General features: G+C 71.4%; 19 protein-coding genes. 11 read left to right on the forward strand and 8 right to left on the reverse strand.

What is annotated here, in order from left to right; all coding sequences use genetic code 11:
* Positions 1 to 172: 172 nt before the first annotated feature.
* Positions 173 to 1,243 carry an NAD-dependent epimerase/dehydratase family protein gene (locus tag BM290_RS15540; RefSeq protein WP_093614469.1) on the reverse strand — a complete coding sequence of 357 codons (1,071 nt, stop codon included), beginning with the start codon at positions 1,241 to 1,243 and terminating at the stop codon, positions 173 to 175.
* A gap of 194 nt (positions 1,244 to 1,437) precedes the next feature.
* On the opposite strand from BM290_RS15540, the gene BM290_RS15545 reads away from it, so the two are divergent.
* The 6 genes from BM290_RS15545 to BM290_RS15570 all read left to right on the forward strand — a co-directional run bounded on the left by BM290_RS15545 (position 1,438) and on the right by BM290_RS15570 (position 10,215).
* On the forward strand, positions 1,438 to 4,014 hold the full coding sequence (locus BM290_RS15545) for a carboxylate--amine ligase/circularly permuted type 2 ATP-grasp protein (RefSeq protein WP_093614471.1): 2,577 nt from the start codon (positions 1,438 to 1,440) through the stop codon (positions 4,012 to 4,014).
* A 13-nt stretch (positions 4,015 to 4,027) separates the two neighbouring features.
* Positions 4,028 to 5,794 (forward strand): N-acetylglutaminylglutamine amidotransferase, encoded by a 1,767-nt coding sequence (locus BM290_RS15550; RefSeq protein ID WP_093614473.1) that lies wholly within the window; start codon positions 4,028 to 4,030, stop codon positions 5,792 to 5,794.
* 16 nt (positions 5,795 to 5,810) lie between these two features.
* Entirely contained in the window at positions 5,811 to 7,577 is a 1,767-nt protein-coding gene (locus tag BM290_RS15555) for a S9 family peptidase (RefSeq protein WP_093614475.1), read from the forward strand.
* A 79-nt stretch (positions 7,578 to 7,656) separates the two neighbouring features.
* The gene (locus BM290_RS15560; protein ID WP_093614477.1) at positions 7,657 to 8,934 is read left to right on the forward strand and encodes an MFS transporter; all 1,278 of its coding nucleotides are present in this window, start codon (positions 7,657 to 7,659) and stop codon (positions 8,932 to 8,934) included.
* Between the two features lie 34 nt (positions 8,935 to 8,968).
* A complete protein-coding gene (locus tag BM290_RS15565; RefSeq protein ID WP_093614479.1) occupies positions 8,969 to 9,709 on the forward strand; it encodes a hypothetical protein in 741 nt (246 codons plus the stop codon).
* 2 nt (positions 9,710 to 9,711) lie between these two features.
* Entirely contained in the window at positions 9,712 to 10,215 is a 504-nt protein-coding gene (locus tag BM290_RS15570; protein WP_093614481.1) for a mycothiol transferase, read from the forward strand.
* Here BM290_RS15570 and BM290_RS15575 read toward each other — a convergent pair.
* The 4 genes from BM290_RS15575 to BM290_RS50655 form a co-directional block, all read right to left on the reverse strand.
* Complete coding sequence (locus BM290_RS15575; RefSeq protein ID WP_093614483.1) at positions 10,207 to 11,676, reverse strand: ATP-binding protein; 1,470 nt, start codon at positions 11,674 to 11,676, stop codon at positions 10,207 to 10,209. The genes BM290_RS15570 and BM290_RS15575 overlap by 9 nt on opposite strands.
* On the reverse strand, positions 11,676 to 13,334 hold the full coding sequence (locus tag BM290_RS15580) for an NAD(P)/FAD-dependent oxidoreductase (RefSeq protein WP_093614485.1): 1,659 nt from the start codon (positions 13,332 to 13,334) through the stop codon (positions 11,676 to 11,678). The genes BM290_RS15575 and BM290_RS15580 overlap by 1 nt, the downstream gene beginning before the upstream one ends.
* Positions 13,335 to 13,343: 9 nt before the next feature.
* A complete protein-coding gene (locus BM290_RS15585; protein WP_093614487.1) occupies positions 13,344 to 14,483 on the reverse strand; it encodes an NAD(+)/NADH kinase in 1,140 nt (379 codons plus the stop codon).
* A gap of 440 nt (positions 14,484 to 14,923) precedes the next feature.
* The gene (locus tag BM290_RS50655; protein ID WP_093614489.1) at positions 14,924 to 15,901 is read right to left on the reverse strand and encodes a class I SAM-dependent methyltransferase; all 978 of its coding nucleotides are present in this window, start codon (positions 15,899 to 15,901) and stop codon (positions 14,924 to 14,926) included.
* Between the two features lie 226 nt (positions 15,902 to 16,127).
* On the opposite strand from BM290_RS50655, the gene BM290_RS15595 reads away from it, so the two are divergent.
* Complete coding sequence (locus tag BM290_RS15595; RefSeq protein WP_203779365.1) at positions 16,128 to 16,745, forward strand: molybdate ABC transporter substrate-binding protein; 618 nt, start codon at positions 16,128 to 16,130, stop codon at positions 16,743 to 16,745.
* Between the two features lie 51 nt (positions 16,746 to 16,796).
* Here BM290_RS15595 and BM290_RS15600 read toward each other — a convergent pair whose 3' ends face one another.
* Together BM290_RS15600 and BM290_RS15605 are read right to left on the reverse strand one after the other, a co-directional pair.
* Positions 16,797 to 17,474 (reverse strand): adenosylcobinamide amidohydrolase, encoded by a 678-nt coding sequence (locus tag BM290_RS15600; RefSeq protein WP_093614491.1) that lies wholly within the window; start codon positions 17,472 to 17,474, stop codon positions 16,797 to 16,799.
* Positions 17,475 to 17,485: 11 nt separating this feature from the next.
* Positions 17,486 to 18,025, reverse strand: a complete 540-nt coding sequence (locus BM290_RS15605; protein WP_093614492.1) for a GNAT family N-acetyltransferase — start codon at positions 18,023 to 18,025, stop codon at positions 17,486 to 17,488.
* Positions 18,026 to 18,095: 70 nt separating this feature from the next.
* On the opposite strand from BM290_RS15605, the gene BM290_RS15610 reads away from it, so the two are divergent.
* Positions 18,096 to 19,067, forward strand: coding sequence for an Acg family FMN-binding oxidoreductase (locus tag BM290_RS15610; RefSeq protein ID WP_093614494.1), 972 nt, complete (start codon positions 18,096 to 18,098; stop codon positions 19,065 to 19,067).
* Positions 19,068 to 19,095: 28 nt separating this feature from the next.
* Here the strand turns inward: BM290_RS15610 and BM290_RS15615 are convergent, their stop codons facing one another.
* Positions 19,096 to 20,766: an alkaline phosphatase family protein gene (locus BM290_RS15615; protein WP_093614496.1), complete on the reverse strand. Its 1,671-nt coding sequence runs from the start codon at positions 20,764 to 20,766 to the stop codon at positions 19,096 to 19,098.
* 88 nt (positions 20,767 to 20,854) lie between these two features.
* Here BM290_RS15615 and BM290_RS15620 point away from each other — a divergent pair, with 88 nt between their 5' ends.
* From BM290_RS15620 to BM290_RS15630, 3 genes are read left to right on the forward strand one after another with little or no spacing between them, the layout of a single operon-like run.
* Positions 20,855 to 21,466 (forward strand): TetR/AcrR family transcriptional regulator, encoded by a 612-nt coding sequence (locus BM290_RS15620; protein ID WP_093614779.1) that lies wholly within the window; start codon positions 20,855 to 20,857, stop codon positions 21,464 to 21,466.
* Complete coding sequence (locus BM290_RS15625) at positions 21,460 to 23,199, forward strand: ABC transporter ATP-binding protein (protein ID WP_093614498.1); 1,740 nt, start codon at positions 21,460 to 21,462, stop codon at positions 23,197 to 23,199. The genes BM290_RS15620 and BM290_RS15625 overlap by 7 nt, the downstream gene beginning before the upstream one ends.
* Positions 23,196 to 25,157, forward strand: coding sequence for an ABC transporter ATP-binding protein (locus BM290_RS15630; RefSeq protein WP_093614500.1), 1,962 nt, complete (start codon positions 23,196 to 23,198; stop codon positions 25,155 to 25,157). Before BM290_RS15625 ends, BM290_RS15630 begins: the two co-directional genes overlap by 4 nt.
* Positions 25,158 to 25,172: the final 15 nt, after the last annotated feature.

Below are 25,172 nucleotides of genomic sequence, written 5' to 3' on the forward strand. Positions count from 1 at the left end.
CGCAGGGCCGACCGTGAGGGGCGGACCGCGGTGGCCGGCCGAAAAGGCCAAGCAGGAGGCGGGCGGGCACGAGGGCCGGAGGCAGAGGCCGGAAAAGGCGGTGTGGTTGTCAGCGGTGTCTCAACGTCATTGAGACACCGCTGACAACCACACGCGGGGTTGAGGTGCGGGGTCAGGACTTCCAGACGTCCTGGTTGGCCTCGTAGATCTCGCGGAGGATGGCCGGCACGTCGTAGGTCAGCTTCCACTCCGGGTAGTGCTGCTCGAAACGACCGGTCCCGCTGATCCACCACTGGTGGTCGCCCATCCGGTTCTGGTCGACGTATTCGGTCCGCGCCTCCAGCCCGGTGATCTCCGAGGCGATCTTGAAGGCTTCGATGTGGGAGCAGTTGGAGAAACGGCCGCCACCCATGTTGTAGATCTCGGCGACCCGCGGGGCCCTGTGGAACGCCTCGAACGCGGTGATCAGGTCGTGCGAGTGGATGGCGTCGCGGACCATCTTGCCCTTGTAGCCGAAGATCTTGTACGTCCGCTGCTCCATGACGCAACGCATCACATACGCCAGGAAGCCGTGCAGCTCGGCCGCGGAGTGGCCCGGGCCGGTCAGCGTGCCGCCCCGGAAGACCGCGGTCGGCATGTCGAAGTAGCGGCCGTACTCCTGGACCATGATGTCGGCGGCCACCTTGGAGGCGCCGAAGACCGAGTGCATGCTGCTGTCGATCGACATGGTCTCGTCGATGCCGCCATACCACTTGTGGTCCTCGGGCAGTTCGTACCTGGACGACAGCTCGATCAGCGGCAGCGAGTTGGGCGTGTCCCCATACACCTTGTTTGTCGAGGTGAAGATGAACGGGGCGTCCTTGGCGTGCCGCCGGGTCGCCTCCAGCATGTTGATCGTGCCGACCGCGTTCACGTCGAAGTCGGTGAACGGCTCGCGGGCGGCCCAGTCGTGGCTCGGCTGCGCGGCGGCGTGGATCACCAGGCCGACGGCGGACCCGAGGCCGGCGAAGAGCCTGTCCAGCCCGTCGCGGTCGCGGATGTCGACGTTGTGGTGCGTGTAGCGGTCGCCGACCTCCTTGACCAGACGCTGCAGGTTCCACTGGGTGGAGCCGTCGGCGCCGAAGAAGTAGCCGCGCATGTCGTTGTCGACCCCGACCACGTCCATGCCCAGGCCGGCGAAGTGCCGGACCGCTTCCGAGCCGATCAGACCGGCGGATCCGGTGATGACGACAACGCTGCTCATTTCCTGACCTCCGGGGTGTCGGGCGTCACCGGGAGAGTACCGGTGACCTGGAGCAGTCTGTCCGCCCGGTCGGTCGTGTCGTGATCGTCATGCTTGACCGTGGCACGAAATGGGCACGTCACGAATTCGCCACATCCGATGGGAAAGCTCCGACGGAAACGGCGATTGACGACGAACGCGCAAGGGCGGTCCCCATGACGGAGTCATTGCAGGCTGAACACCACCGAGCCCCCGGCCGGGCCGCCCTCACGCTCGGCGTGGAGGAGGAACTGCACGTCGTCGACCTCGGGACGCGGGAGCTCGTACCCCGTGCTCCGGAGATCCTGGACCGGCTGGACGCCGCGCACTTCTCCGCCGAGCTGCACCGATCGGTGGTGGAGACCAACACGCCGGTGAGCAGCACCCTCGACGATCTGCGGATCGGTGTCGCGCAGCGACGCCGGGAGGCGATCCGGGTGGCCGAGTCGCTCGGCCTGGGGCTGGTGGCGGCGGGCACCGTGCCGCTCGTCGACCTGGACGCGCTGCCGGTCACACCGACGTCGCGCTACCAGCGGATGCTGCACGAATACCAGATGCTGGTACGGGAGCAGCTCATCTGCGGCGCGCAGGTGCACGTCGGAGTGCCGGACCGCGACGAGGCGGTGTCGGTGGCGCAGCGGGTGGCCCCGGCGCTGCCGGTGCTGCTGGCGCTCTCCACCAGCTCGCCCTACTGGCTGGGTGAGGACTCGGGTTATGCCAGTGTCCGCTCGCTGGTGTGGATGCGCTGGCCGACCGCCGGCGACAGCGGGGAGCTGCACTCGGCGCAGGAGCACGAGGCGCTGGTCAGCGACCTGATCGCGTCGGGCACGATCAGCGACCCGAAGATGGTGTATTTCGACGTCCGCCCGTCGGCGCACGTGCCCACCGTGGAGCTGCGGGTCACCGACGCGAGCCCGGATGTCGAGACAGTGATCCTGCTGGCCGGGATCTTCCGGGCGCTGGTGCTGCGGGCGCAGGGCGAGCACCGCGCCGGTCTGGCGCTGCCCGCGTCGCGGCCGCCGCTGCACCGGGCGGCGATGTGGCGGGCCGCCCGGTCCGGCCTGGAGGGCGACCTGCTGGACCTGCCGCGCTCGCCGGTGCCGGTGCCGGCCGCCGTCGCGGTGGAGCGCCTGGTCGGCGAGTTGCGCCCGCAGCTGGAGGAGCTGGGCGACTGGGACCAGGTGTTCGACCTGACGCTGCGGGCGCTGAGCCGGGGCAGTTCGGCGGCCCGGCAGCGGCGTGCGCTGGCCCGGCGCGGCCGGCTGTCGGACGTGGTGGACATGCTGGTGGCCGACACCCGCGGGGGCGTCACCGAGGCCGGTCCGGCCGGGCCTCCGGCGCCGGCGTTGATCGAGGCGTACGTGGCCGACGGTGACGAGGCCTTCCCGAGCGGGCGGGTCGATCCGGCGTACTCGGGGATCCTGCCGGTGCTGACCTCGCTGGGCGCGACCGGCCTGCGGCAGCGTGAGGACGCCCGGGACGACGAGCAGCGGGCGCGTGGCATCACGTTCAGTGTGGCCGGCGAGGCGGCGACCCGGCTGTTCCCGTTCGACCTGGTGCCCCGGATCGTGCCGGCCGACGACTGGTCGGGACTGCGGCAGGGCCTGGTCCAGCGGGTGCGGGCGCTGAACGCGTTCCTCGGTGACGTCTACGGCGAGCGGCAGGTGGTGGCCGACGGTGTCGTGCCGGAGTGGGTGATCGACGGGTCGCCGGAGCTGCGGGCCAGTGGGGCGCTGATCAGCCGGCCCGCGGTGCGTACCCAGGTGGCGGGGGTCGATCTCGTGCGGGACGGCAGTGGCAAGTGGTGTGTGCTGGAGGACAACCTGCGGGTGCCGTCCGGGATCGCGTACGCCATGCAGAACCGCCGTCTCACCTGGAGCGTCCTGCCGGAGCTGCCCCGGCCGGCCGCGCTGATCTCGGTGGAGGACACTCCGAAGCTGCTCAAGCGGGCCCTGCTGGACGCGGCCGGCCCGGCCGCCGGGGACGACCCGGAGCTGGTGGTGCTCAGCCAGGGTCCGGACGACTCGGCCTGGTTCGAGCACCGGATGCTGGCCGAGGCGATGGACGTGCCGGTCGTGCGCAGCACCGAGCTGTTCGTGGACGAGGGCCGGGTGTGGCGGCTGAGGAACGGCCACCGGCACCGGGTCGACGTCATCTACCTGCGGATGGGTGAGGACAGTCTGGTCCACTCCCCCGGCGCGGACGGCATGCCGCTGGGCCCGAGCCTGGTGTCGGCGCTGCACGCGGACACGATCGTGCTGGCCAACGCGCTGGGCAACGGCATCGCCGACGACAAGGCGGTGTACGCCTACGTGCCCCGCCTGATCGAGTACTACCTGAACGAGAAGCCGCTGCTGGCCGACGTGCCCACCTATCTGTGCGGCATCCCCGAGCAGAGGGCGGAGGTGCTGGGCCGTCTGGAGGAGCTGGTCTGCAAGCCGGTCGACGGCTACGGCGGGGACCGGATCGTGATCGGCCCGCACGCGACCGCCGACGAGCTGGCGGCGCTGCGCCGGCAGATCCGGACCGCCCCGCACCGCTGGGTGGCCCAGGAGGTGGTGAACCTCTCCACTCATCCGGTCTTCGACGGGCACCGGCTGGCCCCGCGGCACGTCGACCTGCGCGCGTTCGTCTTCACCGGCACGGAGTCGGTGGTGGCGCCGGCCGCGCTGACCCGGGTCGCCCCGGCGGGCAGCATGATCGTCAACTCCTCGCGGGGCGGCGGCTCGAAGGACACCTGGTTGCTCGGATAGAGGGAGGGATTTCATGTGCGGGATCGCCGGAGAGATCTGTTACGGCGACCGGCGGGCGGACACCGAGGCGATCCGGCGGATGCTGCCCCGTCTCGAGTCACGGGGCCCCGATGGTGACGGGCTCTGGGACGGCGGGCGGATCGCTTTCGGTCATCGGCGCCTGAAGATCATCGACCTGTCGGAGGCCGGCGCGCAGCCGATGACCGATGATCAGCTGGGGCTCACCGTGGTCTTCAACGGCTGCGTCTACAACTACCGGGAGCTGCGCGAGGAGCTGGCCGGGCACGGGTACACCTTCGTCTCGACGTCGGACACCGAGGTGATCCTCAAGGCCTACCACCGGTGGGGCGCCGACTGTGTCACCCGGTTCCTCGGGATGTTCGCCTTCGCGGTCGCCGAGCACGACACCGGGACGGTCACGCTGGCCCGGGACCGGCTCGGGATCAAGCCGATGTACGTGGCCGAGTCGCCGGGCCGGCTGCGGTTCGCGTCCACGCTGCCGGCGCTGCTCGCGGCCGGCGGGGTGGACACGAGCATCGACAAGGTGGCGCTGCACCACTACATGACGTTCCACTCGGTGGTGCCGGCGCCGCGGACCATCCTGTCCGGAGTGCGCAAGCTGCCGCCGGCCACGGTCCGGGTGATCCGCGCCGACGGCACGTCGACCGAGCGGGTCTACTGGGAGGCGTCGTTCACCCGGCCGGTCGCGGCGACCGGACAGGAGTGGACCGAGGCGGTACGGGACAAGCTGCGCCAGGCGGTGGAGCGGCGGATGGTCGCCGACGTGCCGGTCGGGGTGCTGCTCTCCGGCGGCCTGGACTCGAGCTTCATCGTGGCGCTGCTGGCCGAGCAGGGGCAGACGGGGCTCACCACGTTCAGCATCGGGTTCGACTCCGGTGGCGGGGAGAGCGGTGACGAGTTCGCGTACTCGGACATCGTGGCCAAGCGGTTCGGCACCGAGCACCATCAGATCAGGATCGGTCAGGACCGGTTCCTACCGGCGGTGCAGCGGACCGTGGCGGCGATGAGCGAGCCGATGGTGAGCCACGACTGCATCGCGTTCAACCTGCTCAGCGAAGACGTTGCGAGACAGGTCAAGGTGGTGCAATCTGGGCAGGGAGCGGACGAGATCTTCGCCGGCTACAGCTGGTATCCGCCGCTCGCCGGCGTGTCCCGGGAGTCCGCCGCCGAGGCATACGCGGCGGAGTTCTTCGACCGGCCGCACCACGACCTGGCCCGGCAGCTCAACCCGGAGTGGCTGGTGGACGACGACGTCAGCCGCCGGTTCGTCGAGGAGAGCTTCGGGCGGCCGGGCGCCACCACCGCCGTCGACGCCGCGCTGCGCCTCGACTCGCAGGTGATGCTCGTGGACGACCCGGTCAAGCGGGTCGACAACATGACTATGGCGTTCGGGCTGGAGGCGCGCGTACCGTTCCTGGATCACGAGCTGGTGGAGATCGCGGCGGCCTGCCCGCCGGAGCTGAAACTGGCCCACGACGGCAAGGGAGTGCTCAAGGACGCGGCCCGCGGGCTGGTGCCGGACGAGATCATCGACCGGCCGAAGGGCTACTTCCCGGTGCCCGGGATCCGGCATCTGGAGGGACCGGTGCTCGACCTGGTCCGGGACGCGCTGCACGCGCCGGCCGCCCGGGACCGGGCGCTGTTCCGGCCGGAGTACGTGAGCGCGCTCCTGGCCGATCCGAACACCCCGCGCACCACGCTCGGGGCGAACCAGTTGTGGCAGCTAGCGCTGCTGGAGATGTGGTTGCAGCAGTTGTAGACAGGGGGAATCCTCGTTGGAAGGCCAGCTCCATCGCATCGACGTGACAGTGCTGCCCGCGGGTTGGCGCCGTCTCGACTCGGAGGCCGCCGGCAACTGGTCGCCGGCGCTGTCCCCGGACGGGCGGCACATGGCGTACGTCTCCGACCGTGGCGGCGTGCCCGCCGTCTGGGTGCAGCCGGTCGGCAGCGAGCTGGCCTTCCGCGTCGACACCGGGCCCGAGCCGGTGTCGACGGTGCGGTGGTCGTCCGGCGGCGGCTGGCTGGCCTGCCAGATCGCCCCCGGCGGCGCGCCCCGCAACGAGGTGTGGCTGGTCCGCCCGGACGGCTCCGACCTGCACCAGGTCGCCGGGTTCGGCGCCGGCACCGCGGAGAACATGCGGTGGCTGCCGGGCCGGCCGATCCTCGCCCTCACCGAGAACCTCACCACGGCCGTGCTGATCGACGTCACGGCCGGGACGCGGACCGTGGTCACCGAGGGCGATCTGGTCACCCTTCTCGACGTGGACCCGGCCGGGCGCTTCGCGCTTCTGCGGTACGGACCACGCGGCGCCCGCCACATCATGCTGCGTGACCTGGCCCTCGGCACGGAGAAGCCGGTCACCCGGGGCGAGCGGGCGGTCTTCAGCCCGGGCGGCGGCTGCGTCTACGCGCTGAGCCAGGACGGCGAGTTCCCGGCCCTGCTGCGTATCGCCGGCGACGCGGTGGAGGTGCTCGCGAGCACCCCCGAGGTCGAGGACTTCGCGGTGACGGCGGACGGGCGTACCGCCGCGGTGTTGTGGAACGTCCGGGGCGGCGAGTCGGAGGTCGCGCTGGTCGACCTGGACCACGACGGGCATCGCGAGCCGGTCCCGGTCGGCCCGCTGCCCGGCCCGGTCGCCGCCGACCTGGCGTGGAGCTTCGACGGATCCACGCTCGCGTTCACTGCCGAGGGGCCCGGCCAGCCGCACGGCGTCTGGGTCTGGCAGCGGGAGTCCGGGCAGGTCAGCGCGGTCTCGGCGGTTCCGGCGTCGCCCGGCGCGATCCGTCCGCTGCTGCGCTCGTTCCCGGCACACGACGGGCTGACGCTGACCGGATGGCTGTTCACCCCGCGCACGCCCGGCCCGCATCCGACAGTGGTGTGGCTGCACGGCGGCCCGGAGGCCCAGGAGCGGCCGGGGCACGGCCCGCTCTTCCAGACGCTCGCCGACCGGGGCATCGCCGTCTTCGCCGCCAACGTGCGCGGATCGTCCGGCTTCGGGCGCTCGTTCGTCGACGCCGACAACGGAGCCCTGCGACCGGCCGCGATCGAGGACGTCCGGACCTGCGTGGAGCATCTGCGTGACGCAGGGATCGCCGGGCGCGTGGGGGTGATGGGCCGCTCCTACGGCGGGTACCTCACCCTCGCCGCGCTGACCCGGTTCCCGGAGCTGTTCGACGTCGGCGTGGACATCTGCGGCATGTCGAACTTCGCCACCTTCTACGAGCACACCGAGCCGTGGATCGCGTCCGCGGCGGTGAGTAAGTACGGCCACCCGGTCCACGACGCCGAACTGCTGCGCGAGCTGTCCCCGATCCACCGGATCGACCGGCTGCGGGCCCCGTTGCTGGTCGTGCACGGCGCCAACGACAGCAACGTGCCGGTGATCGAGGCCGAGCAGGTGGTCGCCGCCCTGGCCGCCCGGGGCCACCCGCACCGCTATCTGCTCTTCCCCGGGGAGGGCCACGAACTGCTGCACCGGGCGGCCCGGGCCGAGTTCCTCCGGGAGACCCTCGCGTGGTTGGAGACGTACCTCACCGAGTGAGAAGGCGAACGTTGCCGGTGGCGCCGGTAACGGAGAAGGGTGGTAGGCGCACGTTACCCAGCACTGCGGAAGGCGTCTGATGGCCCTGCGTCCCTGGGCGGTGTGGGCCGCCGGCCTCGCCGCGTACACGGTGGCGGTTCTGCATCGCAGCTCGATCGGTGTGGCGGGGCTCGACGCCCAGGAGCGGTTCGGGGTCGGCGCGAGCGCGCTGGCCGTCTTCGCCGTCCTGCAGCTGCTGGTCTACGCCGCCCTGCAGATCCCGGTCGGGCTGCTGCTGGACCGGTTCGGGTCGTTGCGGCTCGTGCTGGCCGGCGCCGCGGTGATGGCGTCGGGGCAGGTGCTGATGGCCTTCACCGACGGCCTGGGCGGGGCGATCCTGGCCCGGGTGCTGGTCGGCGCGGGCGACGCGATGACGTTCATCAGCGTGTTGCGGCTGGTGCCCCGCTGGTTCCCGGCGCGCCGGGTGCCGGTGCTCACCCAGTTGACCGGCATCATCGGGCAGCTCGGGCAGGTGCTGTCGGCGGTGCCGATGGCCGCCGTGCTGGCCGGGGCGGGCTGGACCACCGCGTTCCTCGGCGCGGCCGGGGTCGGGGTGTTCACGGCGATCGTGGCGCTGGCCGCGCTGCGTGACACGCCCGAGCGGCGGATCAGCGGAGCGTCGGTGAGCTGGCAGCAGCTCGGTGTCGACCTGGGCAGCTCGTGGCGGCACCCGGGCACCCGGCTGGGGCTGTGGGCGCATTTCACCACCCAGTTCACCGGCACGGTGTTCGCGCTGATGTGGGGTGTGCCGTTCCTGGTCGCCGGGCAGGGGCTGAGCCGGGCCACGGCCGGGGTGCTGCTGACCGTGTTCGTGGTGACCGGGATGCTGGCCGGGCCGGTTCTCGGCATGCTCACCCAGCGGCATCCGCTGCGCCGGTCGTGGCTGGTGCTCGGCATCGTGGCGATCAACATGACCGCCTGGGCGGTGGTGATCGCCTGGCCGGGGCGGGCGCCGCTGCCGCTGCTGGTGGCGCTGGTGATCGCGCTGGGGCTGGGCGGCCCGGGGTCGATGATCGGGTTCGACTTCGCGCGCAGCTTCAACCCGCCGAGCCGTCTGGGCACCGCCACCGGGGTGGTCAACGTGGGCGGGTTCGTGGCGTCGCTCGTGACGATCGAGTTGATCGGGCTGATCCTCGACTACCGTACCGGCGGCGGTAACGACTATCACATCGACGACTTCCGGGTCGCGATGTCGGTGCAGTTCCTGGTGGCCGCGGCCGGTGTGGCGGGCATCCTGCGCACCCGGCGGCTGACCAGGCGGCACGTCGCCGCCGAGTCGACGGGTTTAGCAACTGCCGTGGAGGTAAAGGCTTCCTGATCCGCGCAATTCTGACGCAGGGGATCAGGAGGACATGTCTGAGCAGGCTGCGGGCCGTTTCTGGTCCGGTATCGACGTTCCGAAGACCATCGCCGGCACTCTCGCGGCCGTCTCGGCGGCGGTGCTCGGCTCCTTCCTGGGAGTCGCCGGCACCCTGATCGGGGCCGCGCTGGCGAGTCTGATCAGCTCGATCGGCACTGAGATCTACCATCGATCGATCAACCACGGCACCAAACAGCTTCAGTCGGCGTTCATGATCGCCCCGGCGGCGGTCGGCACCCCGGCGGTCGAGGCCGCGTCCGAAGCTGCGGCCTCCGAGACGGAGACGGCCGAGGACACCGGGACGAAGCCGGAGCGCCGGATCCACTGGAAGCGGGTCGTCCTCGTCACCGGCGCGTTCTTCCTGCTGGGTATGGGTGTGCTGACGACCGCGGAGCTGTTCGCCGGCCGGTCGGCCGCCGACGTGACCAGCGGCCGTGACACCGGCAGCCCGACGATCCTGTTCGACACCGAGGACAAGCACACCGAGGACGAGCCGGAGCAGAAACCGGCCGGGACGCCGTCGACGGCCCCGGAGACGACCACCACCGAGACGACGGCACCGGCCACCGAGACGACCACCGCCCCGGCCGAGCCGACGCCCACGACCGAGGGCCCGACGCCGACGACGCCCGCCGGGACCGGCGCGCCGGAGCAGAATGAGACCGGCGGCGACACCGGCGCCGAGCAGGGGCAGGGGCCGGAACAGGTCGCCGACGGCACCACGGGAGAGTGAGCATGGACGTCCGGGACATCCTGAAAGACGGGTACGGCCGGCTGCCGGAGACGATCGAGGCGGCCGTCCGTGACCTCACGCCGGAGCAACTGCGCTGGGCGCCGCGGCCGGGCGCCAACTCGATCGGCTGGCTGGTCTGGCACCTCACCCGGGTGCAGGACCACCACCTCACCGGGGTCATCGGTGGCGAGCAGATCTACGTGACCGGCGACTGGGGGCCACGCTTCGGGCTCAAGTCCGACCCGTCGGACACCGGCTACGGGCACGGGCCCGAGCAGGTCGCCCGGGTGGCGCCGGCGGACTGGGAGACGTTGACCGGGTACTTCGGGGCGGTGCTCGCCCGTACCGTCGCATGGGTCGAGACCCTGACCCCCGCCGACCTGGACCGGATCGTCGACCGCAACTGGGATCCGCCGGTGACCCTCGGGGTCCGCCTGGTCAGCGTGCTGGACGACGACGCCCAGCACGCCGGACAGGCGGCCTATGTCCGCGGGCTCCTAGGCTGACGCCGGCTCGCTGAAGGGCAACCGGATCAGGAACCGGGTGTCGCCCGGCTCCGAATGGACCTCGATGTCCCCGCCGTGGCCGTTGACCACGATGCGGTAGGAGATGTCGAGGCCCAGCCCGGTCCCCTCACCGACGGCCTTGGTGGTGAAGAACGGCTCGAAGATGCGTTTGCGCACCTCCGGCGTGATGCCCGGGCCGGTGTCGCCGACCGACACCACGAGCCGATCGTCGTCCCGGTAGGTGCGGATGGTGAGGGTGCCCGCCCCGCCCATCGCCTGGACCGCGTTGTCGATGACGTTGGTCCACACCTGGTTGAGCTCGGCCGGGTGCGCCGGGATCTGCGGCAGGTCACGGTCGTAGTCCTTGACCACCCGGATCGTGTCGCCGATCTTGTGGCCCAGCATGACCAGCGTGCTGTCCAGCCCCACGTGCACGTCGATCCACTGATGGGCGGCCCGGTCCACGTGCGAGTACTGCTTGGCGGCGTGCACCAGCTTGGACACCCGGCCGGTGGCGTCCTCGATGTCGCTCATCAGCTGCTCGGTCTCCAACGCATAGCCGATCCAGTGGATCGCCTGGTCGAGCAGCTCCGGCGAGGCGAGCCGGGACTCCAGCTCGGTGAGGCACTCGGTGTCGATGCCGCCCTGGGCGAAGACCGGCGCGATGTCCCACGCGGCGGTGATCTCCCGGTCCTCCATCCAGTCGCCCAGCTCGTCCTCCAGGTCGGCGACCTGCATGGCGGTCATCGCCGGCGCCTTCGCGGCCCGCTCGATCACCTCCTCCTGCAACTCCAGGAGAGCGACGAGCCGGTCCGGGGCGACCTTGCCGGCGGCGAGCTTGCCGAGCTTGAGACGCATCGCGGCGACCCGCTGGCGCAGCGCCCCGGTGGCCCGGGAGGCGGCCGCCGCCGGATTGTTCAGCTCGTGCATCAGCCCCGCCGACAGTGCACCCAGCGCGGCCAGCCGCTGCCGCTCGCCGATCGCCGCTTGCGAGCTGCGCATCCCCAGCGCCAGACCCTCCAGCAGGTGGATCGCCATCGGGAACCAGTCACGCATCAGCGAGCCGAAGTCGTCGGCGGAGAGCACGAAGAACTCCGCGTCGGTGATCGCCCGCATCGACGCCTGATAGGTCCGGGGAACCCCGTCCTCACGCAGGTACGCCTGTGTCGCGCCCATGTAGACGCCACGCTGCTCGGTGCGGGTCGTGGTGACGTCGTCCTGCCCGACCCGGCGGGTCAGCGTGATCGTGCCGGTGAGCAGCACGAAGAACGACACGGCCGGGTCGCCCTCGCGCAGCACCAGGCCACCGCCGGGAACCCGCATGGTGCAGCCGTGCTCGGCGAGCCAGGCCAGCTGCTCGTCGGTGAGCTTCTCGAAGAGGAAGAGCGAACGCAGATCCTCGATGGTGAGCCGTCCGGGCTCGCAGGGTTCGAGACGGATCTCGTCGGTCATGTCGGACATCACTGAGCCTCCAGGTAACGATGGACCAGCGCGACGGCCATCGCACCCTCGCCGACCGCCGAGGCCACCCGTTTCACCGAACTGGCCCGGACGTCGCCGGCCGCGAAGATACCGGGGACACTGCTCTCCAGATAGAACGGATCCCGGTCCCGATCCCATCCCCGCGGGCGCTCCCCGTTGAGAAGCAGATCCGTTCCGGTACGAATGAAGCCCTTCTCGTCACGCAGCAGCGTGTCGCCGAGCCAGTCGGTCCGCGGCTCCGCGCCGATGAACACGAACAGGTAGCCGCACTCGACCGTCGCCTTCGTGCCGTTCTTGCTGTCGCAGATGGTGATCGCCTGCAGATGGCCGTCGCCCTGCGCGCCGACCACCTCGCACCGGGTCCGGACCTCGATGTTCGCCACCTGGGCCAGCTGCTGGATCAGGTAGTACGACATGGACGCCTCGAGGGAGTCGCCGCGGACCAGCAGGGTGACGCGGCGGGCGTACCGGGAGAAGAACAGCGCCGCCTGCCCGGCCGAGTTGGCCCCGCCCACGATGTAGACGTCGGTACCGGCGCAGGCCGGCCCCTCGGTGGCGGCCGAGCCGTAGAACACGCCCGACCCGGTCAGGTCGGCCACGCCGTCGGCGACCAGCGGACGGTACGACACGCCGGTCGCCAGCAGCACCGCGTGCGCCGACACCTCGCCACCGTCGGCGAACGTCAGCGTGCGCGCCGACCCGTCGGTACGCAACCCGACCACCTCGCGGGTGCTGATCGTCTCGGCGGCGAACTTGTCGGCCTGCCGGCGGGCCCGGTCGGTGAGCTGGGCGCCGGAGATGCCGTCCGGGAAGCCCAGATAGTTCTCGATCCGGGAACTCTGCCCGGCCTGGCCGCCGACCGCCTGCCGCTCGATCAGCAGCGTCTTCAGGCCCTCCGACCCGCCGTAGACGGCCGCGCCCAGCCCGGCCGGCCCGCCACCCACGATGATCAGGTCGTAGAAGTCGCGCCCCGGGTTGGTGGAGAGGCCGGCCACCTCGGCGACCTCCTGCACCGACGGCCGGGACAGCGCCCGCCCGTCGGCCGTCACCACCAGCGGCACCGCCTCCGGCCCGGCCTCCGCGGCCTCCAGCAGACGGCGGCCCTCCGGCTCGTCGGCGCCGAAGTACTTGTACGGCACGAGGTTGCGGGCCAGGAAGTCACGGATCTGGAAGGACGGCTCGCTCCACCGGTGCCCGACCAGGCGGATGTCCGGAAGCTCCTGCTCCCCGGTCGCCTCCCAGGCGTCGAGCAGCGCGTCCAGCACCGGGTAGAGCTTCTCCTCCGGCGGATCCCACGGCTTGAGCAGATAGTGGTCGACGTCGACCAGGTTGATCGCCTGGATCGCCGCGTCGGTGTCGGCGTAGGCGGTCAGCAGCGCCCGGCGGGCATGCGGGAACAGGTCCATCGCCTGCTCCAGGAACTCGATGCCGTTCATCTGCGGCATCCGGTAGTCGGCGAGGATCACCGCGACCCGCCCGCCGCGCAGTTTCAGCTCACGCAGCACCTCCAGGGCCTCGTCGCCGGAGGAGGCGCGCACCACCCGATACCGGTCGGCGTAGCGGCGGCGCAGGTCACGTGCGATGGCGCGGGAAACGGACGGGTCGTCGTCGACCGTGAGGATCGCGGCTTGGCCCATGGGTTGTCCTCAGCTCTCGGGGTGTCGTTCGAGGTAGCCCGTGACGAACGGGCAGGTGGCGATGACGGTGAGACCGCGCGACCGGGCGTCGGCGAGCGCGGCGGCGGCCAGGCGGCCGGCCAGCCCCCGGCCGGAGAACGCCTGGTCGACCTCGGTGTTCAACAGCTCGATCTGACCGGGCTTGGCGGTGTAGTCGAGGGTCCCCACGGTCTCCCCGCCGATCATCACCTCGTAACGATGACGCTCGAAACTGTCGACGACCACCGCGTCGGCCGGGTCGAGCGCGACCGCCGAGGCGCTGCCCTCCACCCGCAGCTTGCGGCGGGCCCGCTCGTAGAACGAGGTCCGCCCGAACCGGATCACCTCGGCGGCGGCCGGCATCGGCCGGATCTCGAGAGTGGACCCGGGCTCGGCATAGCCCTCGATGATGCCGTCCACCTCGATCGCCAGCCGGCCGCTGGTCGGCAGCACGTCCAGCGCCAACTGCTCGCTCGTGTCCAGCACCAGCGACCTGTTGAACGACGAGTGAGCGGCGGCCGCCGACACGATCAGAGCCTGCACGTTCGGCGAGACGATCGGGCCTCCGGCGGAGAAGCTGTACGCCGTCGAACCGGTCGGCGTCGACACGATCACCGCGTCGGCCGCGTAGTTGACGAACCCGCCGCCCTCCACCCGGATCCCCACCGCGGCCAGCCCGTGCCCCGGCACCCGGACCAGGGCGACGTCGTTGAACGCCGACACCGCACGCCCGTCCGGCAGGGTGGTGTGCACCGCCGTCCGCGACTCGATGGTGAACCGGTGCTCGTCGATCGCGGAGAGCGCCTCCCCCAGACCGGACAGATCCACCTCGGCGAGGAACCCGAGCCGCCCCACGTTCACCCCCAGAACCGGGGTCCGGCGGCCCTCCACCAGGCGCATCGTGCGCAGCATCGTGCCGTCGCCACCGAGGCTCACCAGCAGCCCCGCCCGCTCCACCATCTCCTCCGCCTCGACCGCCTCCGCGGTGCAGCCGCTGATCCGGCTCACCTCGTCGGGAAGACCGAGCACGGTGACCCCGCGCTCGACCGCCCAGCCGGTGATCGCGTCGATCGCGGCGCCACAGTCACGGCGTGGATGCAGCACCAGCCCGACAACTTTGACCATGCCCATGCCGGCAAGCCTTCCATGCCGGCGGCGGGATTCCCATCGGCCCAGGACGTTCATCACGGACAACCCCTCTGTGGTACGGGTCCGCCCGCCCCGCCATTCCCGGACCGTCACCGGGCTACCACGCGACGCGGGCGCGGGGTCACGGCCGTAACGCGCCCGCCGGGCCGATCCCGTTGGTCACCGGCCGGCCCCGCGCCACCCGGGACAGCACGCACACCCAGCGGGTTGTCCGCCCGGCTCCCAGGGCTGCCGCCGAACGCCCCGGACAGCACCCACGACCAGCGAGTTTCTCCGGTCGGCCCCCAGAGCCGCCGCCAAGGGCCCGGACAGCATCCACGACCAGTCGTAAGGGACGGCCGCGTCGGCGGAGGGCTCGCCGGTCCGGCACGGCTCTCGGGCTGTGGTGGAGGGCTTCGGGCAGCTCCGGGAGCCGGGCGGGATCAGCGGCGCGTGGCCAGGGCCAGGAAGCGGTCGGGGACGTCCTCGTAGTGGTGCAGGCGCCAGCCCGCGGTGGACAGGAGCGGGCCCAGGCGTTCCTCGGAGAGCGGCTCGCCGGGGCGCAGGGTGCGGCCGTGCCGGGCGGCCAGCTGGGCGCGGCCGGTCGGGTGGAAGATCGCCAGGACGCCGCCGGGACGGGTCACCCGGGCCAGTTCGGCCAGGCCGGCGACCGGGTCGGGCAGGTGGTGGACCAGGCCGGCCGCGAAGATCACGTCGGCGGTGGCGTCGGCGGCCGGGAGCCGGCGGGCGTCGGCGAGCAGCAGCGTGGCGTGGTCGTCGCGGCCGGCCCGGCGGGCGGCGGCCAGCATGCCCGGAGTGAAGTCGAGCCCGACGACCCGGCCTGCGGGGCCCGCGGCGGCGGCGAGTGCGGGCAGCGCCCGGCCGGTGCCGCAGCCCACGTCGAGGACCACGTCGCCGGGCCGGACCCCGGCGAGCCGGACCGCCTCGGCGTAACGGGGCATGTCGTCGCCGAACTTGCTGTCCCAGTCGGCGGCGCGGGCGGCGAAGAAGGCCTGGCTCTCCGAGAGGTACCAGCGGTCGACGTCGGCCAGGTCGGGGTGCAGGTGGCGGATCACCGGCCAGTCCGGGTCGCGGTGGTCGATGACGACCTGGGCGCGTTTCTCCCCGTCACCCTCGGCGAACCGGTGACGCGGGCCGCCGCGCAGATACACCAGGATGCGGTCGGTGGCCGGCTCCAGGACGTTGAGCGCCGAGTCGAACAGGCCACCGCCGGGGCCGATCAGCCCGAGCACGGCGTCGACGCTCCAGGCCCGCGACGTGGACGGGAAGGCGGCGGCGAGGCGGGACGCGAACTGGGCGGCGGCGCCCGGATCGCCGCCGTCGACGATCACGGTGAGGGGGGCACGCGGCGCCAGGACCTCGGCGAGCAGCGCGGTTACTTCGGTGATGCGTTCCGGCACGCCACCAGCATGACGTTGCCGGTGTGACGTACGCAACGCCGGAACGGTGGCACTTTTTGTGCCGATTTGACACTCGCGGCCACCCGCGCGGTGACCGCGGCCGGCGCAGGCGGGCTCTGTCGAGGATCGACCGCTCGCGGCCGCCCGCGCGGTGACCGCGGGAACCGGAGTGCGGGACGGCGAAGTCGAAGCGGGGACGTCACTGGGCGGTGATCGGAGGGCAACGATGCGGGGAGTGATCGTCATGCTGCTGGCCGGCGTGCTCGCGGCCGGCGGATGCGCCGGCACGGGGGATCCGGAGAATGTGGTCGCCCCAACCGGCGCGGCCGGGCACCGGGACAGCACTCGAGCCGGCGACGCGAGCGGGCCCGGTGCCGGAACCGACGGTGTGCCCAATGCCGGAACCGACGGTGTGCCCGGTGCCGGAACCGACGGTGTGCCCAATGCCGGAACCGACGGCGGACCCGGTGCCGGAACGGGCGACGGGAGCGGGGCACGGGCGGGGCTCGTCGAGCTGAGGGTGGCCGTGGACGAATCGCTGGCACAGGCGTTCGTGCAGGTCGAGCAAGGGTTCGAGGCGCAGCATCCGAACATCGAGGTCGTTCTGGCGTACGGCGAAGGGTTGTCCCTGGCCGACCGCATCGCCGGCGGTGAACCGGCGGACGTCTTCGTCACCGACGATCCGTTCGCGGCGCGGGGCGCCCGCCTGAACGCCGAGCCGGTCGAGGTGGGGCGGGTGAGCCTCGTGCCGGTGAAGCCGGGACCGGGCGACGAGTTCGTGACGTTCGTCCGCGACGGCGACGGCCGGCGGATCCTGGTCGATTCCGGTCTGCTTCGGCCCTGACGCCGTATTCGAAGGAAAGCGGCTGACGCCGGTCTCGAAGGCGGGCCGGCCTCAGCCCGGGCCCGCCGCGGACCGGCCGGACCAGGAGCGGCCGGTGGCCAGGTTGACCGCGCCGCCGTCGAGGACCGCCCGGTGCACGGCCCGGGCCAGCGGCGCTCCCCAGCGCGAACGCGGCCCGCCGTAGGCCGCCGGCGGACCGCCGGCCGGGCAGAGCACGCAGACCGCGTCGGTGGCCGTCCCGGTGGCGTCGAGCCCGAGGTCGGCCAGGGCCTGCGCCTTCGCCTCGGTGGCGGTGGCGATCGTGTTGATCAGCGCGCCGTCGGCGAGCCGCTGCGGCACCCAGACGACGAGGTTGACCGTGCCGGGCCGGTGGTCGAACCCGGACTCCGGCGAGGCGGCCCGGATCGGGGCGCCGAGCCCGACCGTGGCGTGCACCTGCACGTCGTCGTCGCGGACGTGCACCGCGTCGGCCACGTCCACGCCGGTGAGCAGGCCGATCCCCGGCCCGGTGAGGCCCAGGCCGGCGGCGAGCGCGGCCAGGTGGGCGTCCGGGTCGGGGCGGGCGTAGGACATCGCGACCGACGCGTTGATCAGCCACTCGCGGAGCCCGGCGCCGCCGCCGAGGACCGCGCTGGAGGCGGCGAGCAGCGGCTCCGGGAAACGCCAGAGCAGCAGGGGGACGTCGTGCCCGTCCTCCCGCCGGTGGGTCAGCGAGGGTTCCGCGAACATCGCCGGTGAATCTACTTCCACTCGGAGGCGAGCACGGCCCAGATCTCGGTGTCGTTGCGGACGCCGTTCCACGGGTACGACTCCCGCATCAGGCCCTCACGGGTCATGCCGAGGCGTCGGGCCACGTTCGAGCTGGCGATGTTGCCGGGATTGCAGTGCCACTCGGCGCGGTGCAGGCCACGGGTCCGGAACGCCCAGTCGATCAGCACCCGGGCCGCCCGGGTGACCAGGCCGCGGCCGGTGCCGGCAGGCTCCAGCCAGACGCCGATCTCACAGTTGCCGGCCCGCACGTCGAAGGCGACGAACATCGTGCCGCCGACGAGCACCCCGTCCAGCCAGATGCCGAACAGGCGCTGGCCGTCCTTGGCGGCGTTGTCGGCGTAGCGCTGCAGGGTGGCGGTGGCGCCGGCCAGATCGGTGCTGACGCTGGCCCACGGGATCCACGGGTCCACCGTGGCGCGGGCCCGGTCCATGTGGGCCAGGAACTCCTCGGCCTGCCAGGGCTCGAGCGGTCGCAGCTGGGCATTCTCGGTCAGGTCGACACTGAACATCGCAAGAGCGTATCGGCGGTAGGGGCGGAAGGCCGTACCTCCTGCCGGGTGGATGGCGCACGATAGGGACATGAGCGACAGCGACGAGGTCAAGCGCGCACTGGTCCAGGCGGCGGACGCGGCACGGTTCGCCCCGTCGATCCACAACACACAGCCGTGGCGCTGGGTGGTCCGGGAGGGGCGGCTGGAGCTGTTCGGCGTGTCCGAGCGCCAGCTGCGCGAGCAGGACCCGGAGGGCCGGATGCTGCTGCTGAGCTGCGGGACGGCGCTGCACCACGCGCAGGTGGCGCTGGAGGCGGAGGGCTGGCGGCACGAGGTGGACCGGCCGGCGGGCGAGCCGCTCGCGGTGGTCCGGCCGGTCGAGCAGGTGCCGGCACGGCCGGAGGCGACCCGGCACTTCCAGATGCTTCAGGTACGGCGTACCGACCGGCGGACGGTGACCGACGAGCGGGTGCCGGAGGACACGCTGCGGCACCTGGTGAAGGTGGTCGAGGAGAGCGGCGCCCGGCTGCACGTCCTCGGCCGTGACCAGGTGCTGGCGCTGGCCGTGGCGGTCGACCGGGCCCAGCACGCGGAGGCGCACGACGACCGGCTCGCCGCGGAGACCGCCACGTGGGTCGGGGGCGAGCGGCCCGACGGGACCGGCATCCCGGCGTCGGCGCTGCCCGAGGAGGTGCCGCTGACCACTGTCGCCGAGCGCGACTTCCAGGCGAAGGGCACCCTGGCGGCGGGCGACGGGCACGACCGGGCCGCGGTGTACGCCGTGCTCTACGGCGACGGTGACGGGGCCGAGGACTGGCTGCGGGCCGGGGAGGCGCTGAGCCGGCTGTGGCTGGCCGCGACCGAGCAGGCGGTGAGCCTGTTGCCGCTGAGCAGCCCGGTGGAGATCCCGTTCACCCGTCAGACGTTGCGCCGGATGCTGGGGGATGTCGGTTTCCCGTACCTCGCGGTGCGTCTCGGCACGCTGGACCCGGCGCACTCGGCGCCGCCGAAGACCCCCCGGCTCCCGGCCGGGCAGGTCATCGACATCATCCCGGGCTGAGTCCCGGCCGCGGGGGCGGCGTGCCGGGTCAGTGCGGGTCGCCTTCCGGGCCGTAGGCCGCGAGGAAACGGTCCCGGAAGGTGTCCATCCGCCAGACCGGGGCGGCCGGGTCGGGCTTGAGGCCGTCGGTCCAGCCCCAGCCGGCGATCCGGTCGAGGACGGCCGGGTCCTTGGCGACGACGGTGACCGGCACGTCGTGGGTGGCCTGGGTGCCGACCACGGCGGAGGCCGGCTGGTGGTCGCCGAGGAAGACCATCACCAGGTCGTCGCGGCCGTACCTGGCCATGTGCCCGAGCAGGCTGTCCATCGAGTAGGCGATCGACCGGGCGTACTCGGTGCGCATCCGGTTCTCGTCCTTCCACACGCTGGTGGGGCCCTCGGCGTTGGCGACCATCGGGCCGTAGACGCTGCCGTCGCCGACCGCGTCCCAGTCGATCATGCTGGGCACCGGCGCCCACGGGGTGTGGCTGGAGGTCAGGGTGATCTCGGCGAGCAGCCGGCCACGGTCGGTGGGGCCGTACTCCAGTTTCTGGAAGGCGGACATCACATACTGGTCGGGCATCGGGGACCAGCTGAAGCCGGGGCCGTTGTAGCCGAGCGTGTGCGAGTCGTAGATGTGGTCGTATCCGTAGAAGGCGCCCTCCGGCCAGGCGAAGATGATGCCGGGCTCGACTCCGACCGTACGATGGCCGCTGCTCTTGAATGCCCTGGTGAGGGTCAGCCGATCGGAAGAGACGAGGCTGCGGTAACGCTGCTCGTTGTCGATCCACAGCCCGGACAGGAACGTGGAGTGGGCCAGCCAGCTGCCGCCACCGGCCGTGGACGAGGTCAGCCAGCCGCTGCGGGCGGCGAACCCCTTCGCGGTCAGGGCCTGCTGATTGGCGGCGAGGCTGGTGAGGACGGCGCTGTTGAAGGCCGGGTTCTCGATGGCGTCGCGGCCGTAGCTCTCGATGAACGAGACGATGACGTCCTTGTCCCGCAGGGCGGTGAGCATCTGGTCGGCAGGCCGGTCGCGGAAGGCGTCGACCTGCACCTCGGCGGCGAACCGCTTGCGGTCGGCGAGGTCGTTGGGCAGCGCCAGGGCGGTGTGCGCGGCCAGGTCGGCGGCGGTGTGCGAGGCGACCGGGATGCCGCCGATCAGCTGGGTGCCCATCAGGGTGAGGGCGACCCAGGCGGCGGCGACCGTGCCGATGCCGCGCCAGGCGGCGACCCGGTGGTTCAGCGCGATGCCGCTGAGCCGCAGGACGGCCCAGGTCATCGCGGCGACCAGGCCGATCGAGGCGAGCACCAGCGCCACGGAGAGGCCGATGGTGCCGGGCTCGCCGATCGAGTCGACCATGAAGTTGTAGGCGTCGTCGACGAGGATCCAGTCGAGGACCGGGTCGAAGCGGCGGGCCAGCACGGCGAAGAAGCCGATGTCGATCAGCTTGACCACGGTGAGGAGCCCGAGCAGCACCCCGAGCCCGCCGGCGATGAGGCGGCGGGCCCGGCCGAGACGCCCCCGTTGCGGCAGCAGAAGCAGGAGCGCTCCGGCGATCAGCGCCTCGACCGGAACTCGCAGGAGCGCGGTGAAGACCGAGTTGCCGGGCGGCAGCCGGAAGATCTGGTCCGGGACGATCAGGGCCAGGAACACCAGAACAGCGGCGAAGCCCGTGGTCAGGTGCCGGATGGCGCGGCGGTACGACTTCTTTTGGCTCACATTCCCTTCATACGCCACGTCACCGTTTCCGGTTCGACCGCGGTAAACGGTTTGGCTGAGTGAGTACTCGCTCATTACAGTGGCCGGCATGGAGAACCGACGCAGACGCGTCCCGGCGATGGCGCCGGAGGAGCGGCGGGCCGCCCTCATCGAGGCGACCATCCCGCTGCTGCACGAGCACGGGCTGGAGGTGAGCACCCGGCAGATCGCCAGCGCGGCGGGGGTGGCCGAGGGCACCATCTTCGGCGTCTTCGAGAGCAAGAGCCAGTTGGTGGTCTGTTCGGTGATCAAGGCCCTCGACCCGCAACCCGATCTCGACGCGCTGGCCGCGATCGACCGTGCCGCTCCCCTGCGCGAGCGGGTGATCGCCGCGGCCGAGCTGGTGCACCGGCGGTTCCTGGAGCGGGCCCACCTGATGCACGCGGCCCGCAAGCTCATCATGGTCGGCGAGCAGGATCCGGAGACCGTCGCCCGGATGGCCGCCAACCGGGCGAGGATCGGCGCCGCCGTCGCCGACGTCTTCGCGCCCGACGCGGCCCGGCTCCGGGTCACCCCGGACCGCGCCGCACACCTGCTGCTGATGTTCTGCGGCGCCAACACCTTCGGGCCCTACGGGGAGCCCGACTCGTTCAGCGGGGCGGATCTGGCTTCGCTGCTGCTGGACGGCATTCACCTCGACGAGACGGAACAGAAGTGCTGATCAAACTATTGAAAGTGCATCTGCGGCCGTACCGGACGGAGATCACCCTGGTGGTGCTCTTCCAGTTCCTGCAGACGATCGCGACGCTCTACCTGCCCGCGCTCAACGCCGACATCATCGACAACGGCGTGATCCGGGGCGACACCGGCTATGTGCTGAGGGTCGGCGCCGGCATGCTCGGCATCACCGTTCTCCAGATCACCGCGCAGGCCGTGGCGGTGTATTTCGGCGCCCGGACCGCCATGGCCGTCGGCCGTGACCTGCGCGCCTCCATCTTCACCCGGGTGCAGGGCTTCTCCGCCCGCGAGGTCGGCCAGTTCGGCGCGCCCTCGCTGATCACCCGGACCACCAACGACGTCCAGCAGATCCAGATGCTGGTCCTGCTCACCTTCACGCTGATGGTGTCGGCGCCGATCATGTGCGTCGGCGGCATCGTGCTGGCCATGCGCGAGGACGTTCCGCTCTCCTCGCTGCTGCTGGTCATCGTGCCGATCCTGGTCACCGTGATCGGCCTGATCATCGCGCGGATGCGGCCGCTGTTCCGGTCCATGCAGGAGCGGCTGGACCGGGTCAACCAGGTGATGCGCGAGCAGATCACCGGCATCCGGGTGATCCGGGCGTTCGTCCGCGACGACCACGAGCGGGCCCGTTACGGCGTGGCCAACGACAACCTGACCGACGTGTCGCTGCGGGTCGGCCGGATCATGGCGCTGATGTTCCCGACGGTGATGCTGATCGTGAACATCTCCAGCGTCGCGGTGCTCTGGTTCGGCGGTCACCGGATCGACAGCAACGGCATGCAGGTCGGTGAGCTGACCGCGTTCATCAGCTACCTCATGCAGATCCTCATGTCGATCATGATGGCGACCTTCATGTTCATGATGGTGCCGCGCGCCGAGGTCTGCGCGGAGCGGATCGAGGAGGTGCTGGGCACCGAGTCCAGCGTCGCGGCGCCGGCGGCGCCGGTCACGACGCTGTCCCGGCACGGCGAGCTCGAGCTGCGCGATGTCGGCTTCCGCTATCCGGGGGCCGAGGCAGGCGTGCTTTCGGGGGTACGGCTGACCGCGCGCCCCAACGAGGTGACAGCGATCATCGGCAGCACCGGCAGCGGCAAGACCACCCTGCTCAACCTGATCCCGCGCCTCTTCGACGCCACCGAGGGCCAGGTCCTGGTCGACGGGGTGGACGTCCGGGAGATCGACCCGGCGTTGCTGTCCCGGCTGATCGGCCTGGTCCCGCAGCGGCCGTACCTGTTCACCGGCACCGTCGCGTCCAACCTGCGCTACGGCAACCCGGACGCCACCGACGAGCAGCTCTGGGAGGCGCTGGAGATCGCGCAGGCCCGCCCGTTCGTGGAGTCGATGGAGGGGCAGCTCGACGCGCCGATCGCGCAGGGCGGCACCAACGTGTCCGGCGGTCAGCGGCAGCGGCTGGCGATCGCCCGCACGCTGGTGCACCGGCCGGAGATCTACCTGTTCGACGACTCGTTCTCGGCTCTCGACTACGCCACCGACGCGGCGCTGCGGGCGGCCCTGACCGACCACATCGCGGACGCCACCGTGGTGATCGTGGCGCAGCGGGTCAGCACGATCCGCGACGCCGACCGGATCATCGTGCTCGACGACGGCAGGGTGGTCGGCACCGGCACTCACGAGGAACTGATGGAGACCAGCCCCACGTACCGCGAGATCGTCCTGTCCCAGCTCACCGTCGAGGAGGCGAGCACCCGATGACCGCTCCTCAGCGTCGTGGGCCCGTTCCGGGTGGACCGCCCGCCGCCCGGATGATGATGGCCGGTGGGCCACCGGAGAAACTGCAGGACTTCAAGGGCTCCACCAAACGGCTGCTGGCGCTGCTCAAGCCACAGCGCCTGTTCGTCGCGGGAGCGCTGACCTTCGGCGCCCTCGGTGTCTTCCTGTCGGTGCTCGGGCCGTACCTTCTCGGCCACGCCACCGACGTGATCTTCGGTGGCGTCATCGGCCGGATGCCGGGCTACCCGCCGGGCGCCACGAAGGACCAGGTCATCGAGTATCTGCGGGCCAACGGGCAGACCACGCAGGCCGACCTGCTCTCCGGCGTCGACTTCACGCCCGGCCAGGGCATCGACTTCGACCGGCTGGCGCGGGTGCTCGGCTGGGTGGCGCTGATCTACGTGTTCGCCTGGGTCTTCGGCGTGTTGCAGGGCCGGCTCACCACCCGCGCCGTGCAGTCCGCCGTCTACGACCTGCGCCAGCAGGTGGAGGAGAAGCTGGGCCGGCTGCCGCTGTCCTATTTCGATCAGCAGCCGCGCGGTGAGGTGCTGAGCCGGGCGACCAACGACACCGACAACATCGCGCAGACCCTGCAGCAGACGTTCGCCCAGTTGGTGACGGCTCTGCTGATGATCGTCGGCGTGCTCGGCATGATGTTCTGGATCTCCCCGCTGCTGGCGCTGATCGCGCTGGTCACGGTCCCGCTGTCGATCTGGCTGACCACCGTGATCGGCAAGCGGTCGCAGCCGCAGTTCGTCGCCCAGTGGAAGGTCACCGGGCAGCTCAACGGCCACATCGAGGAGATGTTCACCGGGCACACCCTGGTCAAGGTCTTCGGCCGGCAGGGCGAGGCGGCGGCGACGTTCCAGGAGCACAACGAGAAGCTGTACGCGTCGAGCTTCCGCGCCCAGTTCGTCTCCGGCCTGATCCAACCCGCCATGATGTTCATCGGCAACGTCAACTACGTGCTGGTCGCGGTGGTCGGCGGTCTGCGGGTGGCGTCCGGCTCGCTGAGCCTCGGCGAGGTGCAGGCGTTCATCCAGTACTCGCGCCAGTTCAGCCAGCCGCTCACCCAGGTGGCCAGCATGGCGAACCTGGTGCAGTCCGGCGTGGCCTCGGCCGAGCGGGTGTTCGCCCTGCTCGACGCGGCCGAGCAGTCGCCGGATCCGGCGCCGGCCAAGCTTGACGGGGTCCGCGGCCGGATCGCGTTCGAGGACGTGTCGTTCCGCTACCTGCCGGACAAGCCGCTGATCGACAACCTGAACCTGACCGTCGAGCCGGGACAGACCGTGGCGATCGTCGGCCCCACCGGCGCCGGCAAGACCACCCTGGTCAACCTGCTGATGCGGTTCTACGACGTGACCGGTGGGCGGATCACGCTGGACGGCGTCGACATCGCGACCATGCCACGCGAGCAGCTGCGTGAGCAGATCGGCATGGTGCTGCAGGACACCTGGCTGTTCGGCGGCAGCATCGCCGACAACATCGGGTACGGCGCCGACTCCCCCGACACCGCCGCCGTGCACGCCGCCGCAGAGGCCGCCCACGTCGACGGGTTCGTGCGGATGCTCCCGGACGGCTACGACACGACGATCGACGAGGAGGGCTCGAACGTCAGCGCCGGGCAGAAGCAGCTGGTCACGATCGCCCGGGCGTTCCTCGCCGAGCCGAGCATCCTGATCCTCGACGAGGCGACCAGCTCGGTCGACACGCGTACCGAGGTGCTGATCCAGCGGGCCATGGCGACCCTGCGCACCGGGCGGACCAGTTTCGTCATCGCGCACCGGCTCTCCACGATCCGCGACGCCGACGTGATCCTGGTGATGGAGAACGGGTCGATCGTGGAGCAGGGCACCCACGATTCGCTGCTCGCGGCGGGTGGGGCGTACGCCCGGCTCTACTCCGCGCAGTTCGCCCAGGCCGTCGCCGAGGTGGACTGACCGTCGCACACACGG

The sequence above is a fragment of the Actinoplanes philippinensis genome (genome assembly GCF_900113015.1).
Taxonomy (GTDB): domain Bacteria; phylum Actinomycetota; class Actinomycetes; order Mycobacteriales; family Micromonosporaceae; genus Actinoplanes; species Actinoplanes philippinensis.